The following is a 24,065-nucleotide window of genomic DNA, read 5'->3' on the forward strand; positions in this document are numbered from 1 at the left end:
GTCAGCCGAGCCACCGGCCGCCCCGACCCGGACGCGCCGGCCGCTGCTGACCGGACTCTGCTGGCTCCTGGTTCTGCCCGTGCTCGCCCTGCTGGCGGTACGGGTCGCCGGGCTGGAGCGGGGCCCGCTGGTGCAACTTGTGGCGTTCACGCCGTACCTGCTGGCCTGGGTGCTGCTCCCGCTCGGGCTGGCCCTGGCCGCCCGGCGCTGGTGGCCGGCGGGCGCCGCGGCCGTCGCCGTGCTCGTGCTGGTCGCGCTGGTCGCGCCCCGGGCGCTGCCGGACGGTCAGCCGTCCGCCGACGGGACGTCGCTGCGGGTACTCACCGCCAATCTGCTCGCCGGGGCTGCCGAGCCGGAAGCGCTCGTCGCGCTGGTCCGGACCGAGCGGGTCGACGTGCTCGCCGCGCAGGAGTTCACCCCGGCGGCCGAGGCGGCGCTGGACCGGCTGGGCCTGGCCGGGCTGCTGCCGTACCGGCAGGTCAATCCCGAGGTCGGCACGACCGGCTCGGCGCTGTACTCCCGTCATCCGCTCCGGGAGACCGGTACCCGGCGCAACGGCGGCGGCTTCTCCCAGGCGTACGCCACGGTCCAGCCCCCGGACGGTCCGGCGGTGCTGCTGGAGTCGGCGCATCCGATGGCGCCCGCCACGCTCTCCTGGCTGGCGGCCTGGCGCGCGGACCTGCGGGCCCAGCCACCGGCCACTCCGGACGGGCCGCTGCGGATCCTGGCCGGGGACTTCAACGCCACCCTCGACCACGCCCCGCTGCGCGACCTGCTCGACACCGGGTACGCCGACGCCGCCGACTCGGTCGGGGCGGGGCTCACCGGCACCTGGGGCCCGTACGACGGCGACCCGATCCCGCCGGTGACCATCGACCACGTGCTGGTGGACCGGCGGATCGCGGTCGACCGGGTGGCGGTGTTCCGGCTGCCCGGCTCCGACCACCGCCCGGTACTCGCCGAACTGACCCTGCCGGCGCGCTGACCGGGACGGCGGCGCCGGGGGGTTCGACTCCGTCGGCGATATCGCGCCGGGGCCGCTCCTCGCCGGTTGCCTGGTTCACCGGCGCCGACCGTCGCTCCGCTACATCGCCCGGTGGCACGGCGCCGGTTGGTGGCCGTCCGGCCGGCACCCCACCAGGTCGCCGCCGGCCTCCGTGTCCGTTCGGGGGGACACGGAGGCCGGCGGGCACCGGGGGGTCAGGGCAGGAACACCGACAGGTGGAAGCTCCGGTTGGCCGGCACATTGGCCGCGTTCCAGGTCTGCACGAAGACGCCCTGGGCCAGGTTGGTCCGGCCGACCACCGAGATGAGGCCGGACGGCGAGGTGCCGACGCTGCCGGTCAACCCGATCGCGCCGACGAACGCCCCCGTGGCCACCGGCACGCTGAAGACCACCTGGTAGAGGCCGAGGCCCAGCGAGGTCGCCGAGACCGCCTGGCTACCCCGGATCAGGCCGCCGTTGGCGCTGACCACGGCGAAGAGTTGCGCGCTCGACGCCTGGACGCTCGCGTCGCCCTTCAGCAGCGCGGCCTTGGCCAGGTCGATGTCGGCCTGGGTGACCGGCGGCTGCTGGACCACCTTGCCGTTGATCTGGACCGCGTCGGGGTCGGTGCGGTGGCTCGGGCCAGCGACGGCGATACCGCCACCGACGAGGGTCAACGCGAGTGCTCCGACGACTAGCAGGATCGCCTTACGTCCAAGAATTCTGGCCATGACGTCATCTCTTTCTTTCTACCCAGGATGGTGATGGTCTCTCCGACGATGGAGATGGTCCGAACTGTCGACCTGCTGTTCCGGGTACGCCCCCGCACCGTCCCGATTCCGCTCGTCCCGATTCGTGACCGAAATTGGCCGCCCGACAATTACCACGGGCACCTCCGACGGCGAGTCACCGGACGAACGAGGGCTGCGTCAGTCCTTGACGCACGCATGATTCGCTGGTTGAACGCCCGACCGGCGCCGATCGTCGCCCCGCATTCACCAGCCGATGCTACTCAGAGTGTCCACTCAACAACCACGAGCGAACATAGCATTCGGCAAAGCGGCAGGTCAATAGCGGTTTCACCCCTGTCCCGGCCTACCCACACGTCCACAAAACTGCCCCGGCAAGCAGACGGGAACGCGAACTAGAAATGCGTTCTCCATTCGCCTCTCACATTTGCCTCCTTCGGGGCAGGCGGGTGTCAGCCGAAGTGCAGTCGGCGTACCGTGCCGCCGGCCAGGTTCACGTAGTAGATCTCGTTTCCCGGGCCGAGGGCGAGATCGACCGGCCCGCCCGCGTCGGCGGTGATCAGGTCGATCGTCGCCGGGTTCGGTAAGCCGTTGGCGCCGGCTCGCATCGCCCAGACGCATCCTCGTTCGTAGTCGGCGAAGAACAGCGCGCGCCGGTACCTGGCCGGGTAGCCGCCGGCGGCCGGGTAGAAGGCCAGACCGGTTGTCGCTCCGTCCGGGATGTGGCAGCCGTCCCCGGGTATTACGGCCTGACTGTGCTGGTAGGCGTAGTACGGGGCGGTGACGGAGCCGGCGGGCGCGGCGTACAGGGTCTGGCAGAGGTCGAGCCGGGCGGCCCGGTAGTTGGGCTGCTGGCCGGCGCCCTCGTAGCACGGCCAGCCGTAGTTGGGCACCGGCGAGGCGAGCGGGTTGACCAACCGGTCGATCTCCTCCCAGGTACGGAAGCCGACGTCGCCGAGCCAGACCTCGCCGGTACCGGGCCGGAAGACGAACCGGAAGGGGTTGCGCAGCCCGTACGCGACGATCCGCCGGGTGTTGAGGTCGGGGCTGGCGACCAGGGGGTTGTCCGCGGGCGCTTTGCCGGTGGTCTCGTGCACCCGGACCAGGGTGCCGGACAGGCCGGTCGGGTCGGCGGGGGTGCGGACGTCCTGGGCACGCAACGCTCCGCCCTCGGCCGTCGGCGGGGTCATCGCTCCGCCGACCGGGGCGGGTGGGTCACCACACGGGTTGGTCGGGTTGCCGAGCTGGCCGTAGTCGACGACGTCGCCGGATGCGCCGTCCCCGCCGGCCACCAACAGCGCGCCGTCCGAGGCGAACGCGATGTCGCCGATGGAATGGGTGTCGCTCTGCTGGCACCAGTCGTTCAGCAGCACCCGCTCCACGAGCTGCCGGTTGCTGATCACGAGCCGGGACACCCGAGCGCTGACCAGACAACGGTCCGATGTCGAGCAGCGATCGTCGTACGTCGGGGCCGTACCGCCGATCGGGGCGTCGTAGGTGTAGCTGACGTACACCCAGGGATTGCGGGTCGGGAAGCCGGGCGGCAACGCCAGCCCGACCAGACCCAGGTCGGAGTAGTCGAACACCTGCCGACGCAGGTCGGCGAAGACGGTCGGGGTGGAGTCGGCGAGACTGTCGAACACCTTCACGAAGCCGCTCTTCTCGGCGACGAACACGCGACCGTCCGGGGAGAAGGCCACCTTGGTCGGCTCGGTCAGGCCGGCGAAGACCACCTGGTCGGTGAAGCCCGGCGGCAGGGCCGCCCGCGCCGGGGCGATCCCTCCCACCCCGGCGACGGCGAGTACCCCCGCCAGCAGGTAGATCACTCCACGACGTATCGATCTGGACATGGCTACCTCCTGACTTTCCGCCTCGATGACCATCTACCGGACATGGCCGACATAAGCAGGCTCGGTGGACCCGTCGACGGCGGCAGTCGGCTGGCCGACCGACCGGGTGGCGGGTAGCGGCGCATGTGCCCTGACCTGCGGTAACAGCGGTGCAGCTCGGGTGTCGGATCACGGTCATTGTGGAATTGATCCCCACTAATCGGGTCTAGCGTCAGCAATCAGGTGCTGGCCCGGACGCGCTAGCCGAAACCGGAGCAAGGTGTGCTATGTGGACCAAGCGTCTCGCCACGATCGTCGCGATCATCACCGTCGCCGCGCTCGGCACGGGCGTACCCGCCGAAGCCGGCACGCCCGGGGAGACGGTCCTCGGCGACTACAACGGGGACGGGCTCACCGACCGAGCCACCCTCGGCGGCGTCGCCCCCGACCGCTGCTCCACGATCGTCGAGTTTGCCCGGTCGCCCGGTGTCTTCGAGCCCCCGCTCGCCTTCGTCTATCTCCGGCCGGACGGCGACGTCGGAGTCTGCCCGGACCTCGGGGTGGCCGTCGACGTCAACCTCGACGGTCTCGACGAGCTGTGGGTCGCCTGGAGCCAGGGTGCCCCGCCCACGCTCTCCTACAACCGGATCGTGCTGGATCCGCCGGCCTTCCAGCCCATCGCCACCTACGCGTCGCCGATCCTCCATCCCACCTTCATCGGCGCGGCGGTGTTCGCCCCCGGTCAGCCGCCCACGCCCTACTCGGTCGGACCCGGCGGGCTCGTCAGCTACATCGTCCAGAACGGCGTCGTGGTGGCCGGGCCGATCCGGTTCTGCACGGTCGACGTCCCGAACGTGCAGGTCACCGACTGGGAACGCGACGGCGTCGAAGGTGCCCTGGTGGCGTACACCGACGCCTGTGCCGACGGCAGCAGCGGGGTGGTCCGGATCCGTGCGGACGGCAGCACCGCGCAACTCGAACTCGACCCGACCGGGCGGACCGCCTGGACCGCCCGGGTGGTCAACGCCGACGGCGACCGGTTTCCCGACGTACGGACCGTCAACCAGAGCACCGCCGAGGTCAGCTACTTCATCAACACGGGCGAGGGCGGAGAGTTCTTCCTGACCCGAGCGCCCGACGCGAACACCGACCTCGTCCAGCTGACCAGCACCAAGGCGCTGGCGATCGAGGTACTGGCCAACGACCTCGCCAGCCGGTACGCCACCGTCACCGTCACCGGCCAGCCCCGGTACGGCACCGTCCAGGTGCTCTCCGACCGGCGGATCGTCTACCGGCCCAACCCACACCACGGCCGGACCGACCAGTTCACCTACCAACTCACCGAAGAGGGCAAGCGAAGCAGCGCCCGGGTCAACATCCGGTTCCCCGGTTGAGCCGGGCGAGCCGACGCACCGGGACGTGCCGGGAGGCGAGATGTGGCGTAGAGGAACCGCCGTCCTGGCGGTGCTGACGTTGGTGGTAGCGATCATCGGGGTGGGAGTACTGGTTCCCACCCTGGCCTGGGCCGCCGGCCGGGACGAGCAGATCTCCGGCGACGTGAACGGCGACGGCCGCACCGACCGGATCACCCTCGGAGTGGTGCAGCCGGGCCTGTGCGCGGTGATCGTCGAGTACGGCATGGCGTCGGGAGGATTCCGACCGCCGGTGGCATCGGTCTACCTCCGTCCCGGCGGCACCGGCATCGGCGCCCGCTGCCCGGATCTCGGAGTCGCCGTCGACCTCGACTCAGACCGGCGGCAGGAACTCGTGGTGGCCTGGTATCCGGGCCCACCGCCGGTGAGCGGTTTCAACTTGATGGTGCTGAACAACCAGTTCCAGCCGGCGTTCGGTCTGTCCGAGGCGGTCTTCGCCCCGTACTTCCTGGGTACCGCCGACTTCAACGGCGACGGGCGGCAGGACGTCTACTCGGTCACCGACCAGGGTCAGGGCATCGAGACGTACCTGAACCTGGGCAACGGCACCCTCACCCCGGGTCCGGTCGCCTGGTGCGCCGGGCCGCTCACCTTCCAGCTCCCGGATCTCGACCGCAACGGCGCGTCCGACCTGGTGAGTTCCTACATCCAGCGGTGTCTGTCGGCCACCGACGCCAGTGGCGTGAACGTGGTGCTGGACGGGGGCGCCCGACAGGATCTCCAGGCCGACCCGGTCGGGCTGGAGACCTGGACCACGGCTGTGGTCAACGCCAACGGCGACCGGTTCGACGACATCCGGACCGTGTCGCGCCTGACCGGCGAGGTGGACTTCTTCATCAACACCGGCACCGGCCGGTTCGTCGAGTCGCCCCGGGCAAACAGCGACAGCGTCCCCCTCACCGGCACCAAGGCGGTGTCGATCACCGTACTGGGCAACGACTACGTCACCAGCCAGGCCGCCGTCACCGTCACCACCCCTCCCCGGTACGGCACCACACAGGTCACCACCGGTCGCCAGGTGGTCTACCGGCCACGTGCCAGCCACGGCACGACCGACCGGTTCACCTACCAGGTCGCCGAGGGCCCCAAACGAAGCAGCGCGGTCGTCTATCTGCATTGGACCGACTAGCCCGATCGAGGGAGTGAGCAGCATGCGGAGCAGCCGTTTGGCGATCGTCGTCATGACCGGATCGCTCGCCGTGGGCGCCATCGTGGGGAGTGACCCGGCGCCGGCCGTCGCCGGTGGACCGAACGAACCGATCGTCGCCGACCTCAACCTCGACGGCCGGCCGGACATGGCCGAACTCGACGCGAGCCAGGGCGGATCGACCGACTGCGTCGTCCTGGTCCGGCTGGGTGCGCCCGGCGGCGGTCTCCTGCCGCCGACCCGTCACACCTATCTGGTGCTGCCGTCTGATTCGCCCTGCCCGGACCTGGGCGTCGCGGTCGACATGTTCGATGCGCCGGAAACCGACCTGGTGGTGGGGTGGTTCGCCGGCCGTCCACCCGGCGTCGACTTCGACCTGCTGCTGCTGCGGAACTACACGGTGACGGACGGGTTCGAGGCCATCTTCCAGCCGAGCTTCATCGGCCGGGCGGACTTCAACGGAGACGGACGACCGGATGTCTACGAGTGGACCGACCAGGGGGAGGGCTTCGCCACCTACCTCAACACCGGCACCGGCAAGCTGGTGCCCGGCCCGGTGAAGTACTGCTCCGGCCCACTTCAATACAGACTCGCCGACTTCAACCGCAACGGTGCGATGGATGTCGCCATCGCCTACATCGAGGGTTGCGGCACGTACTTCAGCGGCGTCGTGGTGGTACTCGACGACGGCACCCAGGTCGACCTCCAGGGTGACGTGGCGGGCGTCGAGAGCTGGAACCTCGAGGTCATCGATGCCAACGGCGACGGCATACCGGACGTGACCACATATGCGCAGATCGGCGGTCAGGTCACCACCTTCATCGGCGTCGGCAACGGCACCTTCGTCCGCGCACCGGTCGCCATTCGGGACACCTACCCGGTGAGCGGCGTGAAGACCACCGGCCTGCGGGTGCTGGCCAACGACTACGCCACCACCCGGGCAAAAGTCACCATCTGGACCCCGCCGCGATACGGCACCGTCAAGGTAACCACCAACGGCGTCATCAACTACACGCCCAACCCCGTGCACGGTCACACCGACCGATTCGTCTACCGGATCACCGACGAGGGCCGGACCAGCAACGCTGCCGTCAGCCTGACACTCGTCGGCTGACCAGCCGACCCGACACCGGGAGAACGCCATGCGGAACAGTCGCCTCGCCGCCGCGATCGTGGCGCTGCTGATGGCCTCGGTCGGCGGGCTGGCCCGTCCGGCCTACGCGGGAGGACCGGGCGATCCGATCCTCGGGGACCTGGACGGCGACGGACTGCTCGACCGGGCGAGGCTGCGTACCGACCCCTCGGATCGATGCGTGGTGCTGGTGGAGTCGGGCCGGGCCGGCAGCGGCTACGGGGCGGCGGTGCCACACGAGTACGCCCTTCCCAACGGTGGCGGCTGCCCGGACCTGGGCGTGGCGGTCGACCTCGACCGGGACGGCCGGGCCGAACTGGTGGTGGGCCGGTACGGCGGCCTCAACGGCCGGAACGCGCCCGACCTGGTCGTACTCCGGGACTTTCGGATGTCGGTCCAACTCGACGGACTCGCCAAGCCGAACGCGCTGGGGCGGGCGGACTTCAACGCCGACGGGCTGCTCGACGTCTACGGGTGGACCGATCAGGGGCAAGGCTTCGCCAGCTATCTCAACACCGGCACCGGCACCCTCGTCCCCGGCCCGGTGCGCTACTGCGCCCGCTCACTCCAGTACGGCTTGGCCGACTTCGACCGAAACGGCGCGACGGACCTGGCCATCGCCTACCGCGACGGCTGCACCGGCCAGCCTTCCCAGGGGGTGGCCGTCGTGCTCGACGACGGCACCGTCGTCCAGCTACTCGGCGGGGACGACGGCTCGCAGAGCCGGACCGTCCACGTCCTGGACGCCAACACCGACGGCATGCCGGACGTGATCGCCTACTACCAACGGACCACCCCGATCACCACCTTCCTGTCCCTCGGCGACGGTACGTTCGCCGCCTCGCCGCTGGCGGTACCGGATCAGATGACGGTCAGTGTTCAGGGGTCCACCCGGATCGCGGCGCTGGCCAACGACCAGATCAGCACGCGGGCGACGGTGGACATCGTGAGCCCGCCCGCCGCGGGCGCGGTCGAGGTCAACCCTGACCGGAGCATCACCTACACCCCGGATGGCTCGTCCAACGCGACCGACCGGTTCGTCTACCGGATCAGCCAGGACGGCCGGACCAGCGATGCTCCGGTCACCCTCGTCATCGTCAGGTGACGGCGGGCGTTGGGAACAGACGACCAGGCATACGAAACGAAGACCAGCGCTGGGCCCTCGGTACGCGCGAGTACCGACCCATCCCGGTGTGTGACACGCCCGTGGGGGAGCCGTGATCGATACCAGCACCGCACACTCGGTCGAACCACCGGACCCCGGCCGGCCGGGGCACCATCCACACCGACAGGTCCTGCTCCTCGGGGTCGTCGGCCTCGCCTTGACCGTCTTCGCCGCGAGCGGCTACCTGGTACTGGCCGTGGGGCTCGCCCCCGACCCCGCTGGCCGGGGACGAGTCGACGAGCAGCACGCCCCCGCCGCCCCGCCCACCCCGATCACCTACTGGCCGAGCGCGGCGACCACCGGCGTGCCGGCCGGCACCACCCTGCGCGACTCCGGCTCACTCAACCTCCGTACCGCCGGGCAGGTGGTCAGCGGGCTCAACATCGTCGGCTGCGTCACCGTGGCCGCGGCCAACGTGCAGATCCTCCGATCCAGGATCACCTGCAACAGCACCACCTATTCGATCCGAACGCTGCCCGGCACCAGCAAACTGCTGATCCAGGATGTCGAGATCAACGGCATGGGGATGAATTCGGCCTCGATCTGCTGTAGCGACTACACCCTCAACCGGGGGAATGTCTACAACACGATCGACGGCCCGCGGTTGAGCACCAACACCCGGATTCTCAACTCCTACATACACGACCTGGCCCGGGTCGGCGCGTCGCACAACGACACCCTACAGAGCACCGGCGGCAACAACATCCTCGTCCAGCACAACACCCTCCAGCCCTACAATCCCGTCACCAAGGATCCGTTCAACTCCTGTCTCACCATCGGTTCGGAAACCGCCCCGTCGCTGACCAACCTCACCTACCAGGACAACTACTGCGACGGCGGAAACTATTCGATCGGAATCAGCCCGAACCTGGTCGGCTCCAACCTCGTGTTCCGCAACAACAAGTACGGCCGCGACTACCGGTACGGCGTCGTCTCCGGCTGGACCCATCCCGGGGTCCTCTGGAGCCGCCCCACCAACGTCTATTTCGACAACGGCCAGCCGGTCGTCTGACCGGCGGGAAGTCCCCCGACGGATTCCAGAACGGCAGGCGATGTTCAGGTCGCCGCCGATCTGGCGATCCGCCCGGCACTCATGTCGCCCAGTGCGCTCAGACCTCGGCGGCGGTACGCGCCACTCCATACGTCAGCGCGTCGACCAGCGCGTGCCAGCTCGCCTCCACCACGTTCGGGTGTACGCCCACAGTGGTCCAGTCCCGGCCGTCGCTGTCGGCCGTCTCCACCAGTACCCGGGTGATCGCACCGGTGCCGTGACTGCCCTCCAGGATCCGTACCTTGTAGTCGGCCAGCTCGAACCCGCGCAGCTCCGGATAGTGCCGCAGCAGCGCCACCCGCAGCGCCTCGTCGAGGGCGTTGATCGGCCCGTTCCCCTCGGCGGTGGCGATCACCCGCTCGCCGCGTACCCGGAGCTTCACCGTCGCCTCGGAGACCACCGCGCCGTCCTCGCGGTGCTCGACCTGCACCCGGTACGACTCCAGCGAGAACGGCCGGGGCGCGCTCATCCCGGGCAACTCGGCGCGGACCAGCAGCTCGAACGAGGCGTCGGCGGCCTCGAACGACCAGCCGCCGGCCTCCAGTTCCTTGACCCGCTTGGTGACCCGCGCCGCGGCGTCGGGATGGTCGGCCAGGTCCAGACCGAGTTCACGGCTCTTCAGCTCGATGCTGGCCCGGCCGGCCATCTCCGTCACCAGGATCCGCATGTCGTTCCCCACCACGGTGGGGTCCACGTGGTTGTAGAGCAGCGGATCCACCTTGATCGCACTCGCGTGCAGCCCCGCCTTGTGGGCGAAGGCGGCGGCCCCGACGTATGCCTGGTGGGTGTCGGGGGCGATGTTGGCGATCTCCGCGATGGCGTGCGAGACGCGCACCATCTGCTCCAGGCACCCGTCCGGTAGGACCGGTAGCCCGAGTTTGAGTTGCAGGTTGCCGACCACCGCGAAGAGGTCGGCGTTGCCCGGCCGTTCGCCGTAGCCGTTGGCGGTGCCCTGGAAATGGCGTACCCCGGCCTCGACGGCGGCGATGGTGTTCGCCACCGCGCAGCCGGTGTCGTTCTGGGTGTGGATACCGAGCCGGGCCGGCGAGATCCCGAGCCGCTCGGTCAGCTCGCCGATCGCCGCGGTCACCTGGGAGGGCAGCATCCCGCCGTTGGTGTCGCACATCACCACGACCTCGGCGCCGGCTTCGAGCGCGGTCTGCACCACCGAAGAGGTGTACGCCGGGTCGTGCCGGAAGCCGTCGAAGAAGTGCTCGCAGTCCAGGAAGGCCCGCCGCCCCTGCGCGACGAGGTGGGCCACGCTGTCCCGGACCATCGCCAGGTTCTCGGCGGCGGTGGTACGCAGCGCCCGCTCCACGTGCCGGATGTCCGACTTCGCGACCAGGCAGACCGCCGGGGTCTCGGCGTCCAGCAGCGCGCGCAACTGTGGGTCGGCGTCGACGGCCACCCCGGCCTTGCGGGTGGCGCCGAAGGCGACCAGTACGGCGTGCTTCAGGTCCAGTTCCGTCCGGGCCCGGCGGAAGAACTCGGTGTCCTTCGGCATCGCCCCCGGCCAGCCGCCCTCGATGAATCCGACGCCGAGTTCGTCGAGCAGCCGGGCCACGGCCAGCTTGTCGACGACCGAGTAGCTGATCCCCTCGCGCTGCGCACCATCGCGCAGCGTCGTGTCGAACACCTGGTACGTCATCTGATCTGATCTCCTTCGAGAAGGGCGCAGCCCCTGCTCCGATACCTTCCTGGCCCGACAAACAAAATGACCCCCCGCGGATGCGGGAGGTCTGCGCGCTCGGCGGGGAGGATGCCGGCGCGCTAGTTGCCAATAATGAGTGCGGAGCAGGTCACGGACCGTACTCTGCCACGCCGCCAAGGATGTGGGAGGAAAAATCCACATCGCGGGACCGAACGGCTCGACCAGCAGCTTCCCGGGTGTACGCATCGACCGCCCTGGGTAGGTGTCCTGGTAACGCCGCGTCGGGCTCCGGCGATAGCCAAGCCGGAGCCCGACGCGCCACCGTCGCCGCAGGGCTTGCGGAGACGTAAAACGCCTGTGGAGCGGACGTAAGACCGGGGCAACCTCCGGCGGACCGCAGTGAAGCAGGAACCCACCCGGGCGTTGCGCGTTCCGCGCGCAGCGCGGAGGGAATCCCCGCTATTCATGCCGGCGGAGGATGTCAATACGGCGGGACGTACGGCTCGGCTCGTCGGGCTGGACGATTCCGCCGGGCCGCGCCATGTGACGCGCGACCCGCAGTCGACTGGCCGGTGGGGCTTTCGCCCCGTCGGCCAGCGGCGTGTCCGGGGCTCGACCCGCTCGGCGTCACCGGCTTCGCGCACCGGAAAACCACGTGCGGGGCGGTCCGACCCAGGCACTACGGTGGTCAGGTGGACGGAACCTCGACGGGTACAGCGGCCTTCGAAACCCTCTTCAACTTCCGGGACGTCGGCGGCGTCCCGGGGCTCGACGGCCGGCCGGTCCGCCGGGAGCGGCTGTACCGGTCGGACTCACCGCACCGGGTCGACGGCATCGACCGGGAGGCGTTCGCGGCGCTCGGCATCCGCACCGTGGTCGACCTGCGCCGGCCCGCCGAAGTACACCGGCACGGCCGGGTACCCGCCTACGACGGCCTGGTCTACCAGCACATCCATCCCGAGCACCCCCTCTGGGAGGAGTCGGCGTACTCCGAGGAACTCGGGCTGCCCCGCTGGCTGGCCGACCGCTACCACGACCTCGCCACCACCGGCTCGGCCGGTCTGGTGGCGGCGATCGAGGTGATCGCCGACGCCGAGGCGGCTCCGGTGCTGGTGCACTGCGTTGCCGGCAAGGACCGGACCGGCGTGGTCTGCGCGCTGACCCTGTCGCTGCTCGGTGTCGCCGACTCCGACATCGCCGACGACTACGCCCGGAGCACCGCCGCCTCGGCCCGGTTCAGCGCGTGGCTGGCCAGCACCATGCCGGACGAGCCACCACTGCCGGCGCCGTTCCTGGCCTCGCCGGCCGAGGCGATGACCCTCTTCCTGGCCGAACTACGCGCCCGACACGGCTCGATCCCGAACTACCTCGCCAACGCCGGCCTGACCCCGTCCCACATCGACGCCCTCCGCACCCACCTGCTGGGCTGAGCCGCGCCATCCGCTGCTGTTTCCCCGAAGTAGTGCCTTCCGGCGCCCGACGGAGCCACTCCTTCGAGGAAACAGCACGATCTTGTCCCGGCGGACTCCCGGCGGGGCGTCAGTCGATCGGGACTCCCGGCGGGGCGTCAGTCGATTCGGTGGATCCAGTTGTTGCGGTCCTCGGTGCGGGCTCGCTGGAGGTCGACCAGGGTCTGGCGTAGTCGCGTGGTGACCTCGCCGGGGTTGCCGTCGGCGATCGGGAACTCGCCGTCGGGGTAGCGCACCTGGCCGATCGGGGTGATCACCGCCGCCGTGCCGCAGGCGAAGACCTCGCGCAGCCGGCCGCTGGCCGCGTCGGCCCGCCACTCGTCGAACGCCACCGGGCGCTCCTGCACGGTGCCACCGGACTGCCGGACCAGCGTGATCAACGCGTCCCGGGTGATGCCGCGCAGGATCGTGCCGCCGAGCGGCGGGGTGACCAGGGTGCCGTCGTCGTAGACGAAGAAGATGTTCATGCCGCCGAGTTCGTCGACGTACCGGCGCTGCACGGCGTCGAGGAAGACCACCTGGTCACAGCCGTGCTCGATCGCCTCGGCCTGGGCGACCAGCGAGGCGGCGTAGTTGCCGCCGAACTTCGCCTCGCCGGTGCCGCCGGGCGCGGCCCGGGTGTAGGTGGGCGAGACCCAGACGTTCACCGGCTGCACGCCCCGGGCGAAGTACGAGCCGACCGGCGAGGCGATCACCATGTAGAGGTATTCGTTGGACGGGCGCACCCCGAGGAAGACCTCGTTGGCGAACATGAACGGCCGCAGGTAGAGGCTGCCCTCGTCGGAGGTCGGCAACCACTCCCGGTCGATCTGGACCAGGTGCCGCAGCGAGTCCAGGAACGCCGCCTCGGGCAGTTCGGGCATCGCCATCCGGCGGGCCGACTCGGCGAACCGGGCGGCGTTGGCGTCCGGCCGGAACATCGTCACCGAGCCGTCCGCCGCCGAGTACGCCTTCAGCCCCTCGAAGATCTCCTGGGCGTAGTGCAGCACCGCGCTGGCCGGGTCCATCGGGATCGGCGCCCGGGCCTCCACCCGGGCGTCGTACCAGCCCTTGGTCTCGGCGTACCGGATCGTGACCATGTGGTCGGTGAAGACCCGACCGAACCCCGGGTTGGCCATCAGCGCCGCGCGCTCGGCGGCGGCTACCGGCCGAGGATTCGGACGGATCTCGAAGTCGAGCTTGTCACCACCGCTCATGATGCTGACCTCCAGAGAGTGGACCGGTGCCCGGGCACGGGCGGACCGGAACATGGGAGTTGTGCCTGAAACTTACCCGAACGGTCGTTCAACCTCGACCCTGCGGGCGACCGGCGAGCCGCACCACCCGCGCCTTCGCCCAGATCCGGCGGCCTGGCCGGGCTCCCGGACGGGAAGGGTCGGGCGGGACGGGCAGCTCAGGAGGCCGCGTGGGCGGCGAGCCGGTCCCCGATGTCGGCGGTACGCCGCGGCGAGCCCGCGCCCCGGGAGGAGAGCTCGGCGGCGACCGCCTCGGTTACTCGGCGGGCCGCGTCGGGGTGGCCCAGGTGGTCGAGGAGCAGCGCGGTGGAGAGCACCGCGGCGGCCGGGTCGGCGACACCCTGGCCGGCGATGTCCGGCGCCGAGCCGTGCACCGGCTCGAACATCGACGGGTACGCCCGCTCGGGGTTGATGCTGCCGCTGGCGGCCAGCCCGATCCCGCCGGTGACCGCGGCGGCGATATCGGTCAGGATGTCCCCGAAGAGGTTGTCGGTGACCACCACGTCATAGCGCTGCGGCTGGGTGACCAGGAACATCGCGGCGGCGTCGACGTGCTGGTATTCGGTCTCGATGTCCGGATGCTCGGCGGCCACCGCGGCGAAGGCCCGGGCCCAGAGCGAGCCGGCGTGGGTCAGCACGTTGGTCTTGTGCACCAGGGTGACCTTGCGGCGCTCGCGGCGCCCCGCCCGGGCGAACGCGTCCCGGATCACCCGCTCGACACCGTGCCGGGTGTTCAGGCTCTCCTCGGTGGCGACCTCGGCCGGGGTGTCCCGGTGCAGCGCACCGCCGGCCCCGGCGTAGAGGCCCTCGGTGCCCTCCCGGACGACCACCAGGTCGATCTCGTTCGGCTTGACGCTGGCCAGCGGGCCGGTGGTACCCGGCCAGAGCCGGGACGGCCGGAGGTTGACGTACTGGTCGAAGTCGAAGCGGAGCTTGAGCAGCAGGCCGCGCTCCAGCACGCCGGGCGGCACGGTGGGGTCGCCGACCGCGCCGAGCAGGATCGCGTCGTGTTCGGCCAGCTCGGCGAGTACGGAGTCGGGCAGCACCTCGCCGGTCCGGTGGTAGCGGGCGGCTCCAAGATCATATTCGGTGGCCTCGACCCCGGGCAGTACGGCGTCGAGCACCTTGCGGGCCTGCCCGACAACCTCCGGCCCGATGCCGTCGCCAGCCACCACCGCGATCCGCGCCACCGCCACGTCCCAGCTCCTCTGCCTCCGTCGTGTCTAGGGAACGTTAAGGGACCGTCCCGGGTCCCGGTACGGCACTCCCAATATCTGGAAAGTCAACTGCACAGGAGCTTCTCAGCCAGCACTCATGCTCTAGCCATCTTCGCTTCCTATGGTGAGCGCGAAGAACGGCTCAGAGGGCTAGCGCGAGGAACGGCTCAGGGCTGGAGCACAGCCCGCCGGGCTGGCGGGCACGACGCGGATCCAGGGGGCGAACGTGCGGATCCAGGGGGCGAACATGCGAATCCCGGGAGGCGGCCGGGGTCGGGGACAGCGTAGCCGGAGCCTGCCGCCGGCGCCCGCCGTAGGCCGGGGACGGCCGGACCTGCGGTTGGGCGCCGGCTGGCGCAACGTCCGGCCGGGCGCGACCCTGACCGACCGGGTGGTCGCCCGGCACACGGTGCAGACCTCGATCGCCGAATACACCCTGGTGCTGAACGGGATGGGCGCGGTCGGCTGGCGCGGGGTCGGCGACGCGCTGCGGGACGCCGTCGCCGAACTGCGGGCGATCGACCTCACCTACAGCCCGGCCCGGCCGGCCAGCCTGGTCTCCCGGCTGCGCCGGGGCGAGATCTCCGCGGACGCGTACCCGCCGCTGGCCGACATCGTCGCCCGGTGCGCCGCGATGCGGGCCGCCACGGACGGCTGGTTCGACGCCTGGGCGGTGCCCGGCGGCTTCGACCCGGGCGGCCTGCTGGTCGGCTGGGCGGTGGAGCGGGCCGCCGCCCGGCTGCGCGCCGCCGGCATCGAGGACTACGCCGTGGTCAGCGGCGCCGACCTGGTGGTACGCGGCCACGCGCCGCACGGCGGCCCCTGGCGGGTCGCGGTACACCACCCGACCCAGGGCGACCGGCAGCCGACGATGCTGGAGATGACCTCCGGCGCGATCGGCACCTCCGGCGTCGCCGGCCGGCGCGGCCACGTGATCGACCCGCACACCGGGCAGCCGGCCGACAAATTGGTCGCGGCGACCGTCACCGGCCCGGACCTCGCGGTCGCCGACGGGTACGCCACCGCCCTGTACGCCGCCGGCCGCTCCGGTCTGGACTGGTTCCCCACCCGGGACGGCTACCGGGCCCTCTTCGCCACCGCCCGCTGACCGCCGCGAGCAGTTCGTGGAGTCGCGAGTGCCCTTGTGGAGCGACGGTGGAACGGCCGGGCACGCGATCGGCCCCCGCGATCTCGGCAACGATCGCGGGGGCCGATCAGCGACGAGTGCGCGTGGCTCGCGCACACGGGGGTGCTGGCTACCCGGCCGGCGCGACGCCTCATCACCCGAAGACGAGTCCACGCCTAGGAACTCGCCGGGTATCCGCGTCAATACGCTATCGACCTGACGCGAGTCCCCGCAAGAGTTGCCCGTTCCGCGTGTCGGCGGGCTATCCGAGAAAAGGTCACCAACTCAGTGGCACCCTGTACCCCCGTGAGTTCTGATCTGTCAACACTCTTGGGGTACGGGAGCCCGGTGTGAGCTTCGATCTGATCGTTTGGGCGCTCGGGCCCGGCGCCGCCGCCGAGGACGTACGCGCGGCGCACCGCCGGTGCCGGCAGGGTGTGCATGTCGGTGGGCGTCCGGAACCGCGGATCTCGGCGTTCTACCGGGCCATCACCGCCGGCTATCCGGATCGGCCGGGGCCGGGCACGCCGTGGGCGGTGACCCCGCTGCACGTCTCCGTGGACCACGTCGAGATGAACCTCGACGAGTCCTGTCCGGACCAGGTGCTGCTCGACATCGAACGGTTGGCCGCGCAGCACGGCCTGATGCTGCTCGACCCGCAGGACGGCTCGGTCTATCCGCCGCCGACCCCGGTGAGCGGCTGACCCGGGCGGGGCGGCCGGTACCGACTCGCCCCGACCGGGCCCCGGGTCAGGCCCCGGTCACGCCTCCTCGTCGCGCAGGTCGGCGGCGCTCGCCGCGACCGCGCCGATCGAGTCGGCCGCCGAGCTGAGCAGCTCCGCCGCGGTCGCCGAGTCCACCGTCAGGGTCATCAGCGCCTCGCCACCGGCCTCCCGCCGGGCCACCTGCATCGCCGCGATGTTGACGCCCGCCTCGCCGAGGATCGACCCGATGCTGCCGACCACGCCGGGCCGGTCGACGTAGCGGAAGAAGAGCAGGATGCCGTCCGCGCCGAGCTCCAGGTCGAAGCCGTCCACTTCGGTCAGCTTGAGCACGTCCCTGGTGCCGGTGTGCACGGCGGTGCCGGAGACCGACACGGTCCGGCCGTCCGGCAGCGCGCCGCGTACGGTGACCAGGTTCGGGTGGTCGATGGTCTCCGCGTGCGTGGTCAGGGCCATCGTCACGCCCCGGTCGGCGGCGAGCAGCGGCGCGTTGACGTAGCTCACCTGCTCCTCGACGACCGAGGTGAACAGGCCCTTGGTGGCGGCCAGCTTCAGCACCGAGACGTCGTTGGCGACGATCTCGCCGCGTACCTCGACGGTGACGCTGGCGGCGACCCCGCCGGCCACCGCGGTGAAGACCTTGCCCAGCTTCTCGGCCAGCGGCAGCAGCGGCCGGACGTCCTCGGCGACGACGCCGCCGGCCTGCACGTTCACCGCGTCCGGCACGAACTCGCCCTGGAGGGCGAGCTTGACGCTGCGGGCCACCGCGAGGCCCGCCTTGTCCTGCGCCTCGGCAGTGGAGGCGCCCAGGTGCGGGGTGGCGACCACGTTGTCGAAGGCGAACAGCGGCGAGGCGGTGCAGGGCTCCTTCGAGTACACGTCGATGCCGGCGCCACCGACCCGGCCCTCGGCGATCGCGTCGGCCAGCGCCTGCTCGTCGATCAGGCCGCCCCGGGCCGCGTTGACGATCCGGACACCCGGCTTGACCAGGGTGAGTTCCTTCTCACCGATCAGGCCGACCGTCTCCGGGGTCTTCGGCAGGTGGATCGAGATGAAGTCGCTCTCCCGGAGCAGCTCCTCCAGCCCGACCAGGCGTACGCCGAGCTGCGCCGCCCGGGCCGGCTGGACGTAGGGGTCGTACGCGATCAGCCGGGTGCCGAAGGCCGCGATGCGCTGCGCGAAGAGCACCCCGATCCGGCCGAGCCCGACCACGCCGACGGTCTTGCCCTGGATCTCCACGCCGGTGTACTTGGACCGCTTCCACTCCCCCGCCTTCAGCGCGGCGCTGGCGCTCGCGGTGTTCCGGGCGACGGCCAGCAGCAGCGCGACCGCCTGCTCGGCGGCGGAGACGATGTTGGAGGTCGGCGCGTTGACCACCATCACGCCCCGGGCCGTCGCGGCCGGCACCTCGACGTTGTCCAGCCCGACGCCCGCCCGGGCCACCACCTTGAGCCGGGGCGCCGCGGCGATCGCCTCGGCGTCGACCTGGGTGGCGCTGCGTACGATGACCGCATCGGCCTCGGCGAGCGCGGCCAGCAGGGCCGGGCGGTCGGTGCCGTCGACGTGGCGTACGTCGAAGTCGTGCGCGAGCACGTCGATTGCGGCGGGAGCGAGCTCTTCAGCGATCAGTACGACGGGAGTCATTGGTCCTCGTATATGTCGTCCGGGCGAGGTCAGCGGCCACGTGGGCGCCGCACTGCGTCCCGCGCTTCCGCCATTCGGGTGCTTCCCTACGGTGCGGACGCACCTGTCTGCCGATCGTAGGCGCCCTGCTGCACACGGTGCGGGGCAGAACCGCGTGAGTGCCCTCACAAGGCGCACCGCCGGGCGCGTTCCGCCGGGTCGCCGGCCCGGGCGGCCGGCCCGTGGATCATTCGGCGGAATCGCTGGTCACGACCGCGCGGCCAGCCCGGAACCGCTGGTCGACGGAATCGCGGCCACGACCGCGCGGCCCGCTGGTCACGGCCGGGCGGCCCGGGGTCGGACCGGCGCGTCGACGGCTCAGGCCGAGGTGAAGACCTCGGGTTCGGGCAGTGCTGCGGGGCGGGGCCGGAGCGGGGTCACCAGCGACCGGGTACCGAGCTGGCGGAAGGTCCCCGCCTCGCTCTCCAGTACGTCGCGCAGCAGGTCCAGGTCGAGCGAACCGACCGGCGGGTAGATCCGCTCCCGGGGCGGCTCCTCGCCGGGCGCGAGCGCCTGCTGGGCGACCATGAAGTCGAGGATCGCCTGCCGGACCGGGGGCAGCGCGACCGGCGAGTGGTAGAGCACGTTCAGCGCCTGCATCCGCATGCCCTGCACGTGGTCCTCGCCCTTGTTGTCGTGGAAGTGCGGGTTACGGGTCTCGATCTGGAGTACCGGAACGGAACTCGCCATCACCTCGGGGTGCGCGGTGTCGAGCAGCCCGCCGAACTGTTCGAACAGCTCCACGAACTCGAACGGCTCCACCGCGAAGCCACCGGCCAGCCGCATCCGCAGCCCGAGGTCGAGGCTGAGCGCGTGTTCGCCGGCATTGCCGGTGGCGATCACCTCGGTGCCGAACCCGGAATACTCGGCCACCAGCCGGTTCAGGAACTCGTTGGTGATCTCGGAACTCCGGCCGCGCCGGCTGAAGAAGAGCCGGCCGTCCCGCAGTTTCGGCTTCGAGTGCCAGGAGATCCGGACCATGGCGTACGGATTGGCCGCCAGGTGCAGGCCGGCGGCGTACACCTTGACGTACTCGTGCACGGCACCCGGCACGTAGTTGTCAGCGTCGATATAGCCGAGGTACTTCCGGCCGGTCAGCGCGGCGACCGCCATGCCGATCAGCATCGCCTCGCCCTTGCCGGCCCGGACCAGCCCGTCGTCGTCGATCAACTCGGGCATGCCGGCGGCCTTGACGGCGGCGGCCAGCCCCGGGTCCCGCTGGTGCACCATGATCGCCGGCCGTTCGGTCGCCCGGCAGTACTGCTCCAGGGTCTGCGCTTCCATCTCGTAGCGATCGACCGGCTGTCGGGCGCTGTTCGAGACCAGCACGATCAAACAATCGTGCGGAATCCCCGAGAGCACGCCTTCGATTACTCTGCGTGTCTCGTTCATACAGGGAATGACGATGACCATCTGCCGTTCGATGGCGCGCATCGCCGCCTGCGAGACGATCCCCTCGCCGGTGGTTCCCGTGGCGTCTCCCGAGTCCAGCTGTATGACACGCTGGAGTTCGTGGATACGGACGGCGCCGAAACGCTCGGTGCGGTGCGATTGCTCCAGACGCATGCGGCGACAGTACCCGAGCGGACGCATTCACCGCGCGTAACCGCCGACCATTTCCTGACGACAACGGTCGAGGTGGCGATTGGACGTCGAATGGCAATCATCCGGTAACTCATCGGGGGAAGATCCGGTAACGAGACGGATCTCCAGCCCTCTGCCGGGGCCGCCCCGGACCGGCATGCTCCCGGCCCGGGGAGGCACCGCGTCAGGCGGTCTCGGTGATCGGTCGGTCGACCCAGCTCATCATCCCGCGCAGCTTCTTGCCGGTCTCCTCGATCGGGTGCGCCGCGCCCTCGGCCCGCCACTTGGTGAAGTTCGGCCGACCCGCGTCGTCCTCGGCGATCCACTCCCGGGCGAACTCGCCGGACTGGATCTCGGAGAGGATCTTCCGCATCTCGTCCTTGACCCGGGCGTCGACCACCCGCGGGCCCCGGGAGTAGTCGCCGTACTCGGCGGTGTCGGAGACGCTGTAGCGCATCCGGGCGATGCCGCCCTCGTACATCAGGTCGACGATCAGCTTCAGCTCGTGCAGGCACTCGAAGTAGGCCACCTCGGGCGCGTACCCGGCCTCGGTGAGCACCTCGAAACCGGTCTGCACCAGCGCGGAGGCGCCGCCGCAGAGCACCGCCTGCTCGCCGAAGAGGTCGGTCTCGGTCTCCTCCTTGAACGTGGTGCGGATCGCACCGGCCCGGGTGCCGCCGATCGCCTTGGTGTACGCCAGCGCGAGCGGGAAGGCGGTACCGGTGGCGTCCTGCTCCACCGCGACCAGGCAGGGCACGCCCTTGCCGTCGACGTACTGCCGGCGGACCAGGTGACCCGGGCCCTTCGGGGCGACCATCGCCACGTCGACGTCGGCCGGCGGGGTGACGAAGCCGTACCGGATGTTCAGGCCGTGACCGAAGAACAGCGCCTTGCCCGCGGTCAGGTGCGGCGCGATGGCCTCGGCGTAGAGCGACCGCTGCGCGGTGTCCGGCGCCAACACCATGATCACGTCGGCCTCGGCCGACGCCTCGGCCGGGGTCAGCACCCGAAGGCCCTGCTCCTGTGCCTTGGCCCGGCTCTTCGAGCCCTCCGGCAGACCGATCACCACGTCGACGCCCGAGTCGCGCAGCGACAGCGCGTGGGCGTGGCCCTGGCTGCCGTACCCGAGCACCGCGACCTTCTTGCTCTGGATGAGCCCCAGGTCGGCGTCGTCGTCGTAGAACACCTCAGCGGTCATGACTTTCCTCTCCTGCGGCGCGACCCGGCCGGGCCCGCCGTTGCCAATCGTTATGCGGATCCGCCGTGCTCAGGCGGCCCGCAGCGCCGAACCGGTGGTGATCGACCGGGAGCCCCGCCCGATCGCCACCAGGCCCGACTGCACCATTTCCTTGATTCCGAACGGTTCGAGATCGCGCAGCAGCGCGTCCAGCTTGTCAGCGGTGCCGGTCGCCTCGATCGTGAGGGTGTCCGGCGCGACGTCCACCACCCTGGCCCGGAACAGGTTCACCGTCTCCAGCACCTGGGCCCGCTGCGAGCGGTCGGCCCGGACCTTGACCAGGACCAGCTCCCGGGCCACCGAGACGCCCGGATCCAGCTCGACGATCTTGAGTACGTTGACCAGCTTGTTGAGCTGCTTGGTGACCTGCTCCAGCGGCGAGGTCTCGGCGTTGACCACGATGGTGATCCGGGAGACGTCCGGGTTCTCCGTCTCACCGACCGCCAGCGAGTCGATGTTGAAGCTCCGGCGGGAGAAGAGCCCGCTCACCCGGGCCAGGACACCGGGCTTGTTCTCCACCAGCACGGACAGCGTGTGCTTGCTCATCTTCCGGCCTCACAGCTCGTCGTCGTCGAAGGCGGGGCGGACCCCACGGGCGAACATGATCTCGTCGTTGCTGGTGCCAGCGGCCACCATCGGCCAGACCATGGCGTCCTTGCCGACCACGAAGTCGACCACCACCGGCGCGTCGTTGATCTCCATCGCGGCCTTGATGGTCTTGTCCACGTCGGCCTTGCTCTCGCAGCGCAGCCCGACGCAGCCCAGCGCCTCGGCCAGCTTGACGAAATCCGGGATGCGGTGCTTGTGGGTACCCAGCTCGGTGTTGGAGTAGCGCTCGCCGTAGAAGAGCGTCTGCCACTGCCGGACCATGCCCAGATTGCCGTTGTTGATCACCGCGATCTTGACCGGGATCCCCTCCAGGGCGCAGGTCGCCAGCTCCTGGTTGGTCATCTGGAAACAGCCGTCGCCGTCGATGCCCCAGACCGTGCTGTCCGGCTTGCCGACCTTGGCGCCCATCGCCGCCGGCACCGCGTAGCCCATCGTGCCCAGGCCACCGGAGTTGAGCCAGGTGTACGGCTTCTCGTACGAGACGAACTGCGCCGCCCACATCTGGTGCTGGCCGACCCCGGCCACGTAGATCGCCTCCGGGCCGGCGATCGCGCCCAGCCGCTCGATCACGTACTGCGGGGCCAGGGTGCCGTCGGTCGGCTCGTCGTAGCCGAGCGGGTAGCGGTCGCGCAGGTCGTCGAGCTGCGCCCACCAGTCGGTCCGGTCCACCGGCGCGGTCTGGCCGGCCGTGGCGGCCCGGACCGCCTCGATCAGCTCGTCGATCACGTATTTCGCGTCGCCGACGATCGGCACGTCGGCGGCCCGGTTCTTGCCGATCTCCGCCGGGTCGATGTCGGCGTGCACGATCGCGGCGCCCGGGGCGAACGAGTCCAGCTTGCCGGTCACCCGGTCGTCGAACCTGGCCCCCAGCGCCACGATCAGGTCGGACTTCTGCAACCCGTAGACGGCGGCGACCGTACCGTGCATGCCCGGCATGCCCAGGTGCTGCCGGTGCGAGTCCGGGAAGGCGCCCCGGGCCATCAGCGTGGTCACCACCGGGATGCCGGTCATTTCGGCCAGCTTGCGCAGCCCCTCCGTGGCGCCGGCCTTCAGCACACCGCCGCCGACGTAGAGCACCGGGCGGCGGGCCGTGGTCATCAGCCGGGCCGCCTCGCGGATCTGCTTGCCGTGCGGGTGCAGGGTGGGCCGGTAGCCCGGCAGGTCCAGGGTGGGTGGCCAGGAGAAGGTGGTCTGCGCCTGGAGGACGTCCTTGGGGATGTCGACCAGCACCGGGCCGGGCCGGCCGGTGGCGGCCAGGTGGAACGCCTCGGCCAGGATCCGCGGGATCTCCTCGGCGGTCTGGATCAGGTAGTTGTGCTTGGTGATCGGCAGGGTGATGCCCTGGATGTCCGCCTCCTGGAAGGCGTCCGTGCCGATCGCCGGCCGGGCCACCTGACCGGTGATCGCCACCATCGGCACCGAGTCCATGTACGCGTCCGCGATCGGCGTGACCAGGTTCGTCGCCCCCGGCCCGGAGGTGGCGACGCAGACCCCGACCCGGCCGGTGGCCTGGGCGTACCCGGTGGCGGCGTGCCCGGCGCCCTGCTCGTGCCGGACCAGGATGTGCCGTACCGACGAGTCGTAGAGCGGGTCGTACGCCGGCAGGATCGCCCCGCCCGGGATGCCGAACGCGACCTCGACCCCGAGCGCCTCCAGCGACTTCACCAGCGAACCGGCCCCGGAGACCTGGACCGGTGCTACCACCTGCGCTGTCCCGGCCCCCCGGCCCGACTCGGCGAGCGGACCGGACTGGTCACCGGCCGGCTGGGCACCCGGGCGGAGCCGGCGGGGGAACTGGTCGGAGGGGTCGTTGCTCCCCTCGGCAGCGGCGGACCGGTGGCGACGCGCGCTGTTGGCCAGGGTCTCGGGTGTGGGTCTCGTCATGGCTATTCAGGCCTTCGGCTCGGAGCAGTGATCTTTTCGAGGTGTACGGGGCGGTGCGGGCGGCCCGCCTCGGCCGGGGCAGTCCCCTCGGGCGGGGGCCGATCCGCACGAACCGGCAGGGACCGGTACGCCAACGGGGTGACCGCCCTGCCAACGC

General features: G+C 70.7%; 19 protein-coding genes. 9 read left to right on the forward strand and 10 right to left on the reverse strand.

Going from position 1 to position 24,065, the window contains the following annotated elements; translation table 11 throughout:
- Positions 1-43 precede the first annotated feature (43 nt).
- Entirely contained in the window at positions 44-985 is a 942-nt protein-coding gene (locus Pma05_RS17480) for an endonuclease/exonuclease/phosphatase family protein (RefSeq protein WP_239312593.1), read from the forward strand.
- 215 nt (positions 986-1,200) lie between these two features.
- On the opposite strand, the gene Pma05_RS17485 is transcribed toward Pma05_RS17480, so the two are convergent.
- Positions 1,201-1,716: a hypothetical protein gene (locus tag Pma05_RS17485; RefSeq protein ID WP_203858467.1), complete on the reverse strand. Its 516-nt coding sequence runs from the start codon at positions 1,714-1,716 to the stop codon at positions 1,201-1,203.
- 470 nt (positions 1,717-2,186) lie between these two features.
- Positions 2,187-3,584: a PQQ-dependent sugar dehydrogenase gene (locus Pma05_RS17490; protein ID WP_203858468.1), complete on the reverse strand. Its 1,398-nt coding sequence runs from the start codon at positions 3,582-3,584 to the stop codon at positions 2,187-2,189.
- A 266-nt stretch (positions 3,585-3,850) separates the two neighbouring features.
- Here Pma05_RS17490 and Pma05_RS17495 point away from each other — a divergent pair, with 266 nt between their 5' ends.
- From Pma05_RS17495 to Pma05_RS17515, 5 genes are all read left to right on the forward strand, one after another.
- A complete protein-coding gene (locus tag Pma05_RS17495) occupies positions 3,851-4,957 on the forward strand; it encodes an Ig-like domain-containing protein (protein WP_203858469.1) in 1,107 nt (368 codons plus the stop codon).
- 40 nt (positions 4,958-4,997) lie between these two features.
- Positions 4,998-6,125, forward strand: coding sequence for an FG-GAP-like repeat-containing protein (locus Pma05_RS17500; protein ID WP_203858470.1), 1,128 nt, complete (start codon positions 4,998-5,000; stop codon positions 6,123-6,125).
- Between the two features lie 22 nt (positions 6,126-6,147).
- Positions 6,148-7,257, forward strand: a complete 1,110-nt coding sequence (locus tag Pma05_RS17505) for an FG-GAP-like repeat-containing protein (RefSeq protein ID WP_203858471.1) — start codon at positions 6,148-6,150, stop codon at positions 7,255-7,257.
- A gap of 28 nt (positions 7,258-7,285) precedes the next feature.
- Positions 7,286-8,380 (forward strand): Ig-like domain-containing protein, encoded by a 1,095-nt coding sequence (locus tag Pma05_RS17510; RefSeq protein ID WP_203858472.1) that lies wholly within the window; start codon positions 7,286-7,288, stop codon positions 8,378-8,380.
- 112 nt (positions 8,381-8,492) lie between these two features.
- Positions 8,493-9,452, forward strand: coding sequence for a hypothetical protein (locus Pma05_RS17515; protein WP_203858473.1), 960 nt, complete (start codon positions 8,493-8,495; stop codon positions 9,450-9,452).
- A 97-nt stretch (positions 9,453-9,549) separates the two neighbouring features.
- Here Pma05_RS17515 and cimA read toward each other — a convergent pair whose 3' ends face one another.
- Positions 9,550-11,139 carry a citramalate synthase gene (gene cimA / locus Pma05_RS17520; RefSeq protein ID WP_203858474.1) on the reverse strand — a complete coding sequence of 530 codons (1,590 nt, stop codon included), beginning with the start codon at positions 11,137-11,139 and terminating at the stop codon, positions 9,550-9,552.
- 695 nt (positions 11,140-11,834) lie between these two features.
- Here cimA and Pma05_RS17525 point away from each other — a divergent pair.
- The gene (locus Pma05_RS17525; protein ID WP_203858475.1) at positions 11,835-12,572 is read left to right on the forward strand and encodes a tyrosine-protein phosphatase; all 738 of its coding nucleotides are present in this window, start codon (positions 11,835-11,837) and stop codon (positions 12,570-12,572) included.
- Between the two features lie 137 nt (positions 12,573-12,709).
- Here the strand turns inward: Pma05_RS17525 and Pma05_RS17530 are convergent, their stop codons facing one another.
- Both Pma05_RS17530 and Pma05_RS17535 read right to left on the reverse strand, forming a co-directional pair.
- Positions 12,710-13,807 carry a branched-chain amino acid aminotransferase gene (locus Pma05_RS17530; RefSeq protein WP_203858476.1) on the reverse strand — a complete coding sequence of 366 codons (1,098 nt, stop codon included), beginning with the start codon at positions 13,805-13,807 and terminating at the stop codon, positions 12,710-12,712.
- Between the two features lie 197 nt (positions 13,808-14,004).
- A complete protein-coding gene (locus Pma05_RS17535; RefSeq protein WP_203858719.1) occupies positions 14,005-15,036 on the reverse strand; it encodes a 3-isopropylmalate dehydrogenase in 1,032 nt (343 codons plus the stop codon).
- A 274-nt stretch (positions 15,037-15,310) separates the two neighbouring features.
- Between Pma05_RS17535 and Pma05_RS17540 the strand changes: the two genes are divergently transcribed.
- Both Pma05_RS17540 and Pma05_RS17545 read left to right on the forward strand, forming a co-directional pair.
- Entirely contained in the window at positions 15,311-16,171 is an 861-nt protein-coding gene (locus Pma05_RS17540) for an FAD:protein FMN transferase (RefSeq protein WP_203858477.1), read from the forward strand.
- 368 nt (positions 16,172-16,539) lie between these two features.
- Complete coding sequence (locus tag Pma05_RS17545) at positions 16,540-16,893, forward strand: hypothetical protein (RefSeq protein WP_203858478.1); 354 nt, start codon at positions 16,540-16,542, stop codon at positions 16,891-16,893.
- A gap of 57 nt (positions 16,894-16,950) precedes the next feature.
- Here the strand turns inward: Pma05_RS17545 and serA are convergent, their stop codons facing one another.
- From serA to Pma05_RS17570, 5 genes are all read right to left on the reverse strand, one after another.
- A complete protein-coding gene (gene serA, locus Pma05_RS17550; protein ID WP_203858479.1) occupies positions 16,951-18,555 on the reverse strand; it encodes a phosphoglycerate dehydrogenase in 1,605 nt (534 codons plus the stop codon).
- 357 nt (positions 18,556-18,912) lie between these two features.
- Positions 18,913-20,187: a mannosyl-3-phosphoglycerate synthase gene (gene mpgS, locus Pma05_RS17555; RefSeq protein ID WP_307836859.1), complete on the reverse strand. Its 1,275-nt coding sequence runs from the start codon at positions 20,185-20,187 to the stop codon at positions 18,913-18,915.
- Positions 20,188-20,362: 175 nt separating this feature from the next.
- Positions 20,363-21,376, reverse strand: coding sequence for a ketol-acid reductoisomerase (ilvC, locus tag Pma05_RS17560; protein WP_203858481.1), 1,014 nt, complete (start codon positions 21,374-21,376; stop codon positions 20,363-20,365).
- 69 nt (positions 21,377-21,445) lie between these two features.
- Positions 21,446-21,961: an acetolactate synthase small subunit gene (gene ilvN / locus Pma05_RS17565; protein WP_203858482.1), complete on the reverse strand. Its 516-nt coding sequence runs from the start codon at positions 21,959-21,961 to the stop codon at positions 21,446-21,448.
- 9 nt (positions 21,962-21,970) lie between these two features.
- Positions 21,971-23,908: an acetolactate synthase large subunit gene (locus tag Pma05_RS17570; RefSeq protein ID WP_203858483.1), complete on the reverse strand. Its 1,938-nt coding sequence runs from the start codon at positions 23,906-23,908 to the stop codon at positions 21,971-21,973.
- Between the last annotated feature and the right edge of the window lie 157 nt (positions 23,909-24,065).

It is taken from the genome of Plantactinospora mayteni, assembly GCF_016862935.1.
Lineage (GTDB): Bacteria > Actinomycetota > Actinomycetes > Mycobacteriales > Micromonosporaceae > Plantactinospora > Plantactinospora mayteni.

Coding starts and splice junctions, on each gene's coding strand:
- Pma05_RS17485 (WP_203858467.1), bottom strand. CDS start 1,716: ATGGCCAGAATTCTTGGACGTAAGGCGATCCTGCTAGTCGTCGGAGCA.
- Pma05_RS17490 (WP_203858468.1), bottom strand. CDS start 3,584: ATGTCCAGATCGATACGTCGTGGAGTGATCTACCTGCTGGCGGGGGTA.
- Pma05_RS17495 (WP_203858469.1), top strand. CDS start 3,851: ATGTGGACCAAGCGTCTCGCCACGATCGTCGCGATCATCACCGTCGCC.
- Pma05_RS17500 (WP_203858470.1), top strand. CDS start 4,998: ATGTGGCGTAGAGGAACCGCCGTCCTGGCGGTGCTGACGTTGGTGGTA.
- Pma05_RS17505 (WP_203858471.1), top strand. CDS start 6,148: ATGCGGAGCAGCCGTTTGGCGATCGTCGTCATGACCGGATCGCTCGCC.
- Pma05_RS17510 (WP_203858472.1), top strand. CDS start 7,286: ATGCGGAACAGTCGCCTCGCCGCCGCGATCGTGGCGCTGCTGATGGCC.
- cimA (WP_203858474.1), bottom strand. CDS start 11,139: ATGACGTACCAGGTGTTCGACACGACGCTGCGCGATGGTGCGCAGCGC.
- Pma05_RS17530 (WP_203858476.1), bottom strand. CDS start 13,807: ATGAGCGGTGGTGACAAGCTCGACTTCGAGATCCGTCCGAATCCTCGG.
- Pma05_RS17540 (WP_203858477.1), top strand. CDS start 15,311: ATGCGAATCCCGGGAGGCGGCCGGGGTCGGGGACAGCGTAGCCGGAGC.
- serA (WP_203858479.1), bottom strand. CDS start 18,555: ATGACTCCCGTCGTACTGATCGCTGAAGAGCTCGCTCCCGCCGCAATC.
- mpgS (WP_307836859.1), bottom strand. CDS start 20,187: ATGCGTCCGCTCGGGTACTGTCGCCGCATGCGTCTGGAGCAATCGCAC.
- ilvC (WP_203858481.1), bottom strand. CDS start 21,376: ATGACCGCTGAGGTGTTCTACGACGACGACGCCGACCTGGGGCTCATC.
- ilvN (WP_203858482.1), bottom strand. CDS start 21,961: ATGAGCAAGCACACGCTGTCCGTGCTGGTGGAGAACAAGCCCGGTGTC.
- Pma05_RS17570 (WP_203858483.1), bottom strand. CDS start 23,908: ATGACGAGACCCACACCCGAGACCCTGGCCAACAGCGCGCGTCGCCAC.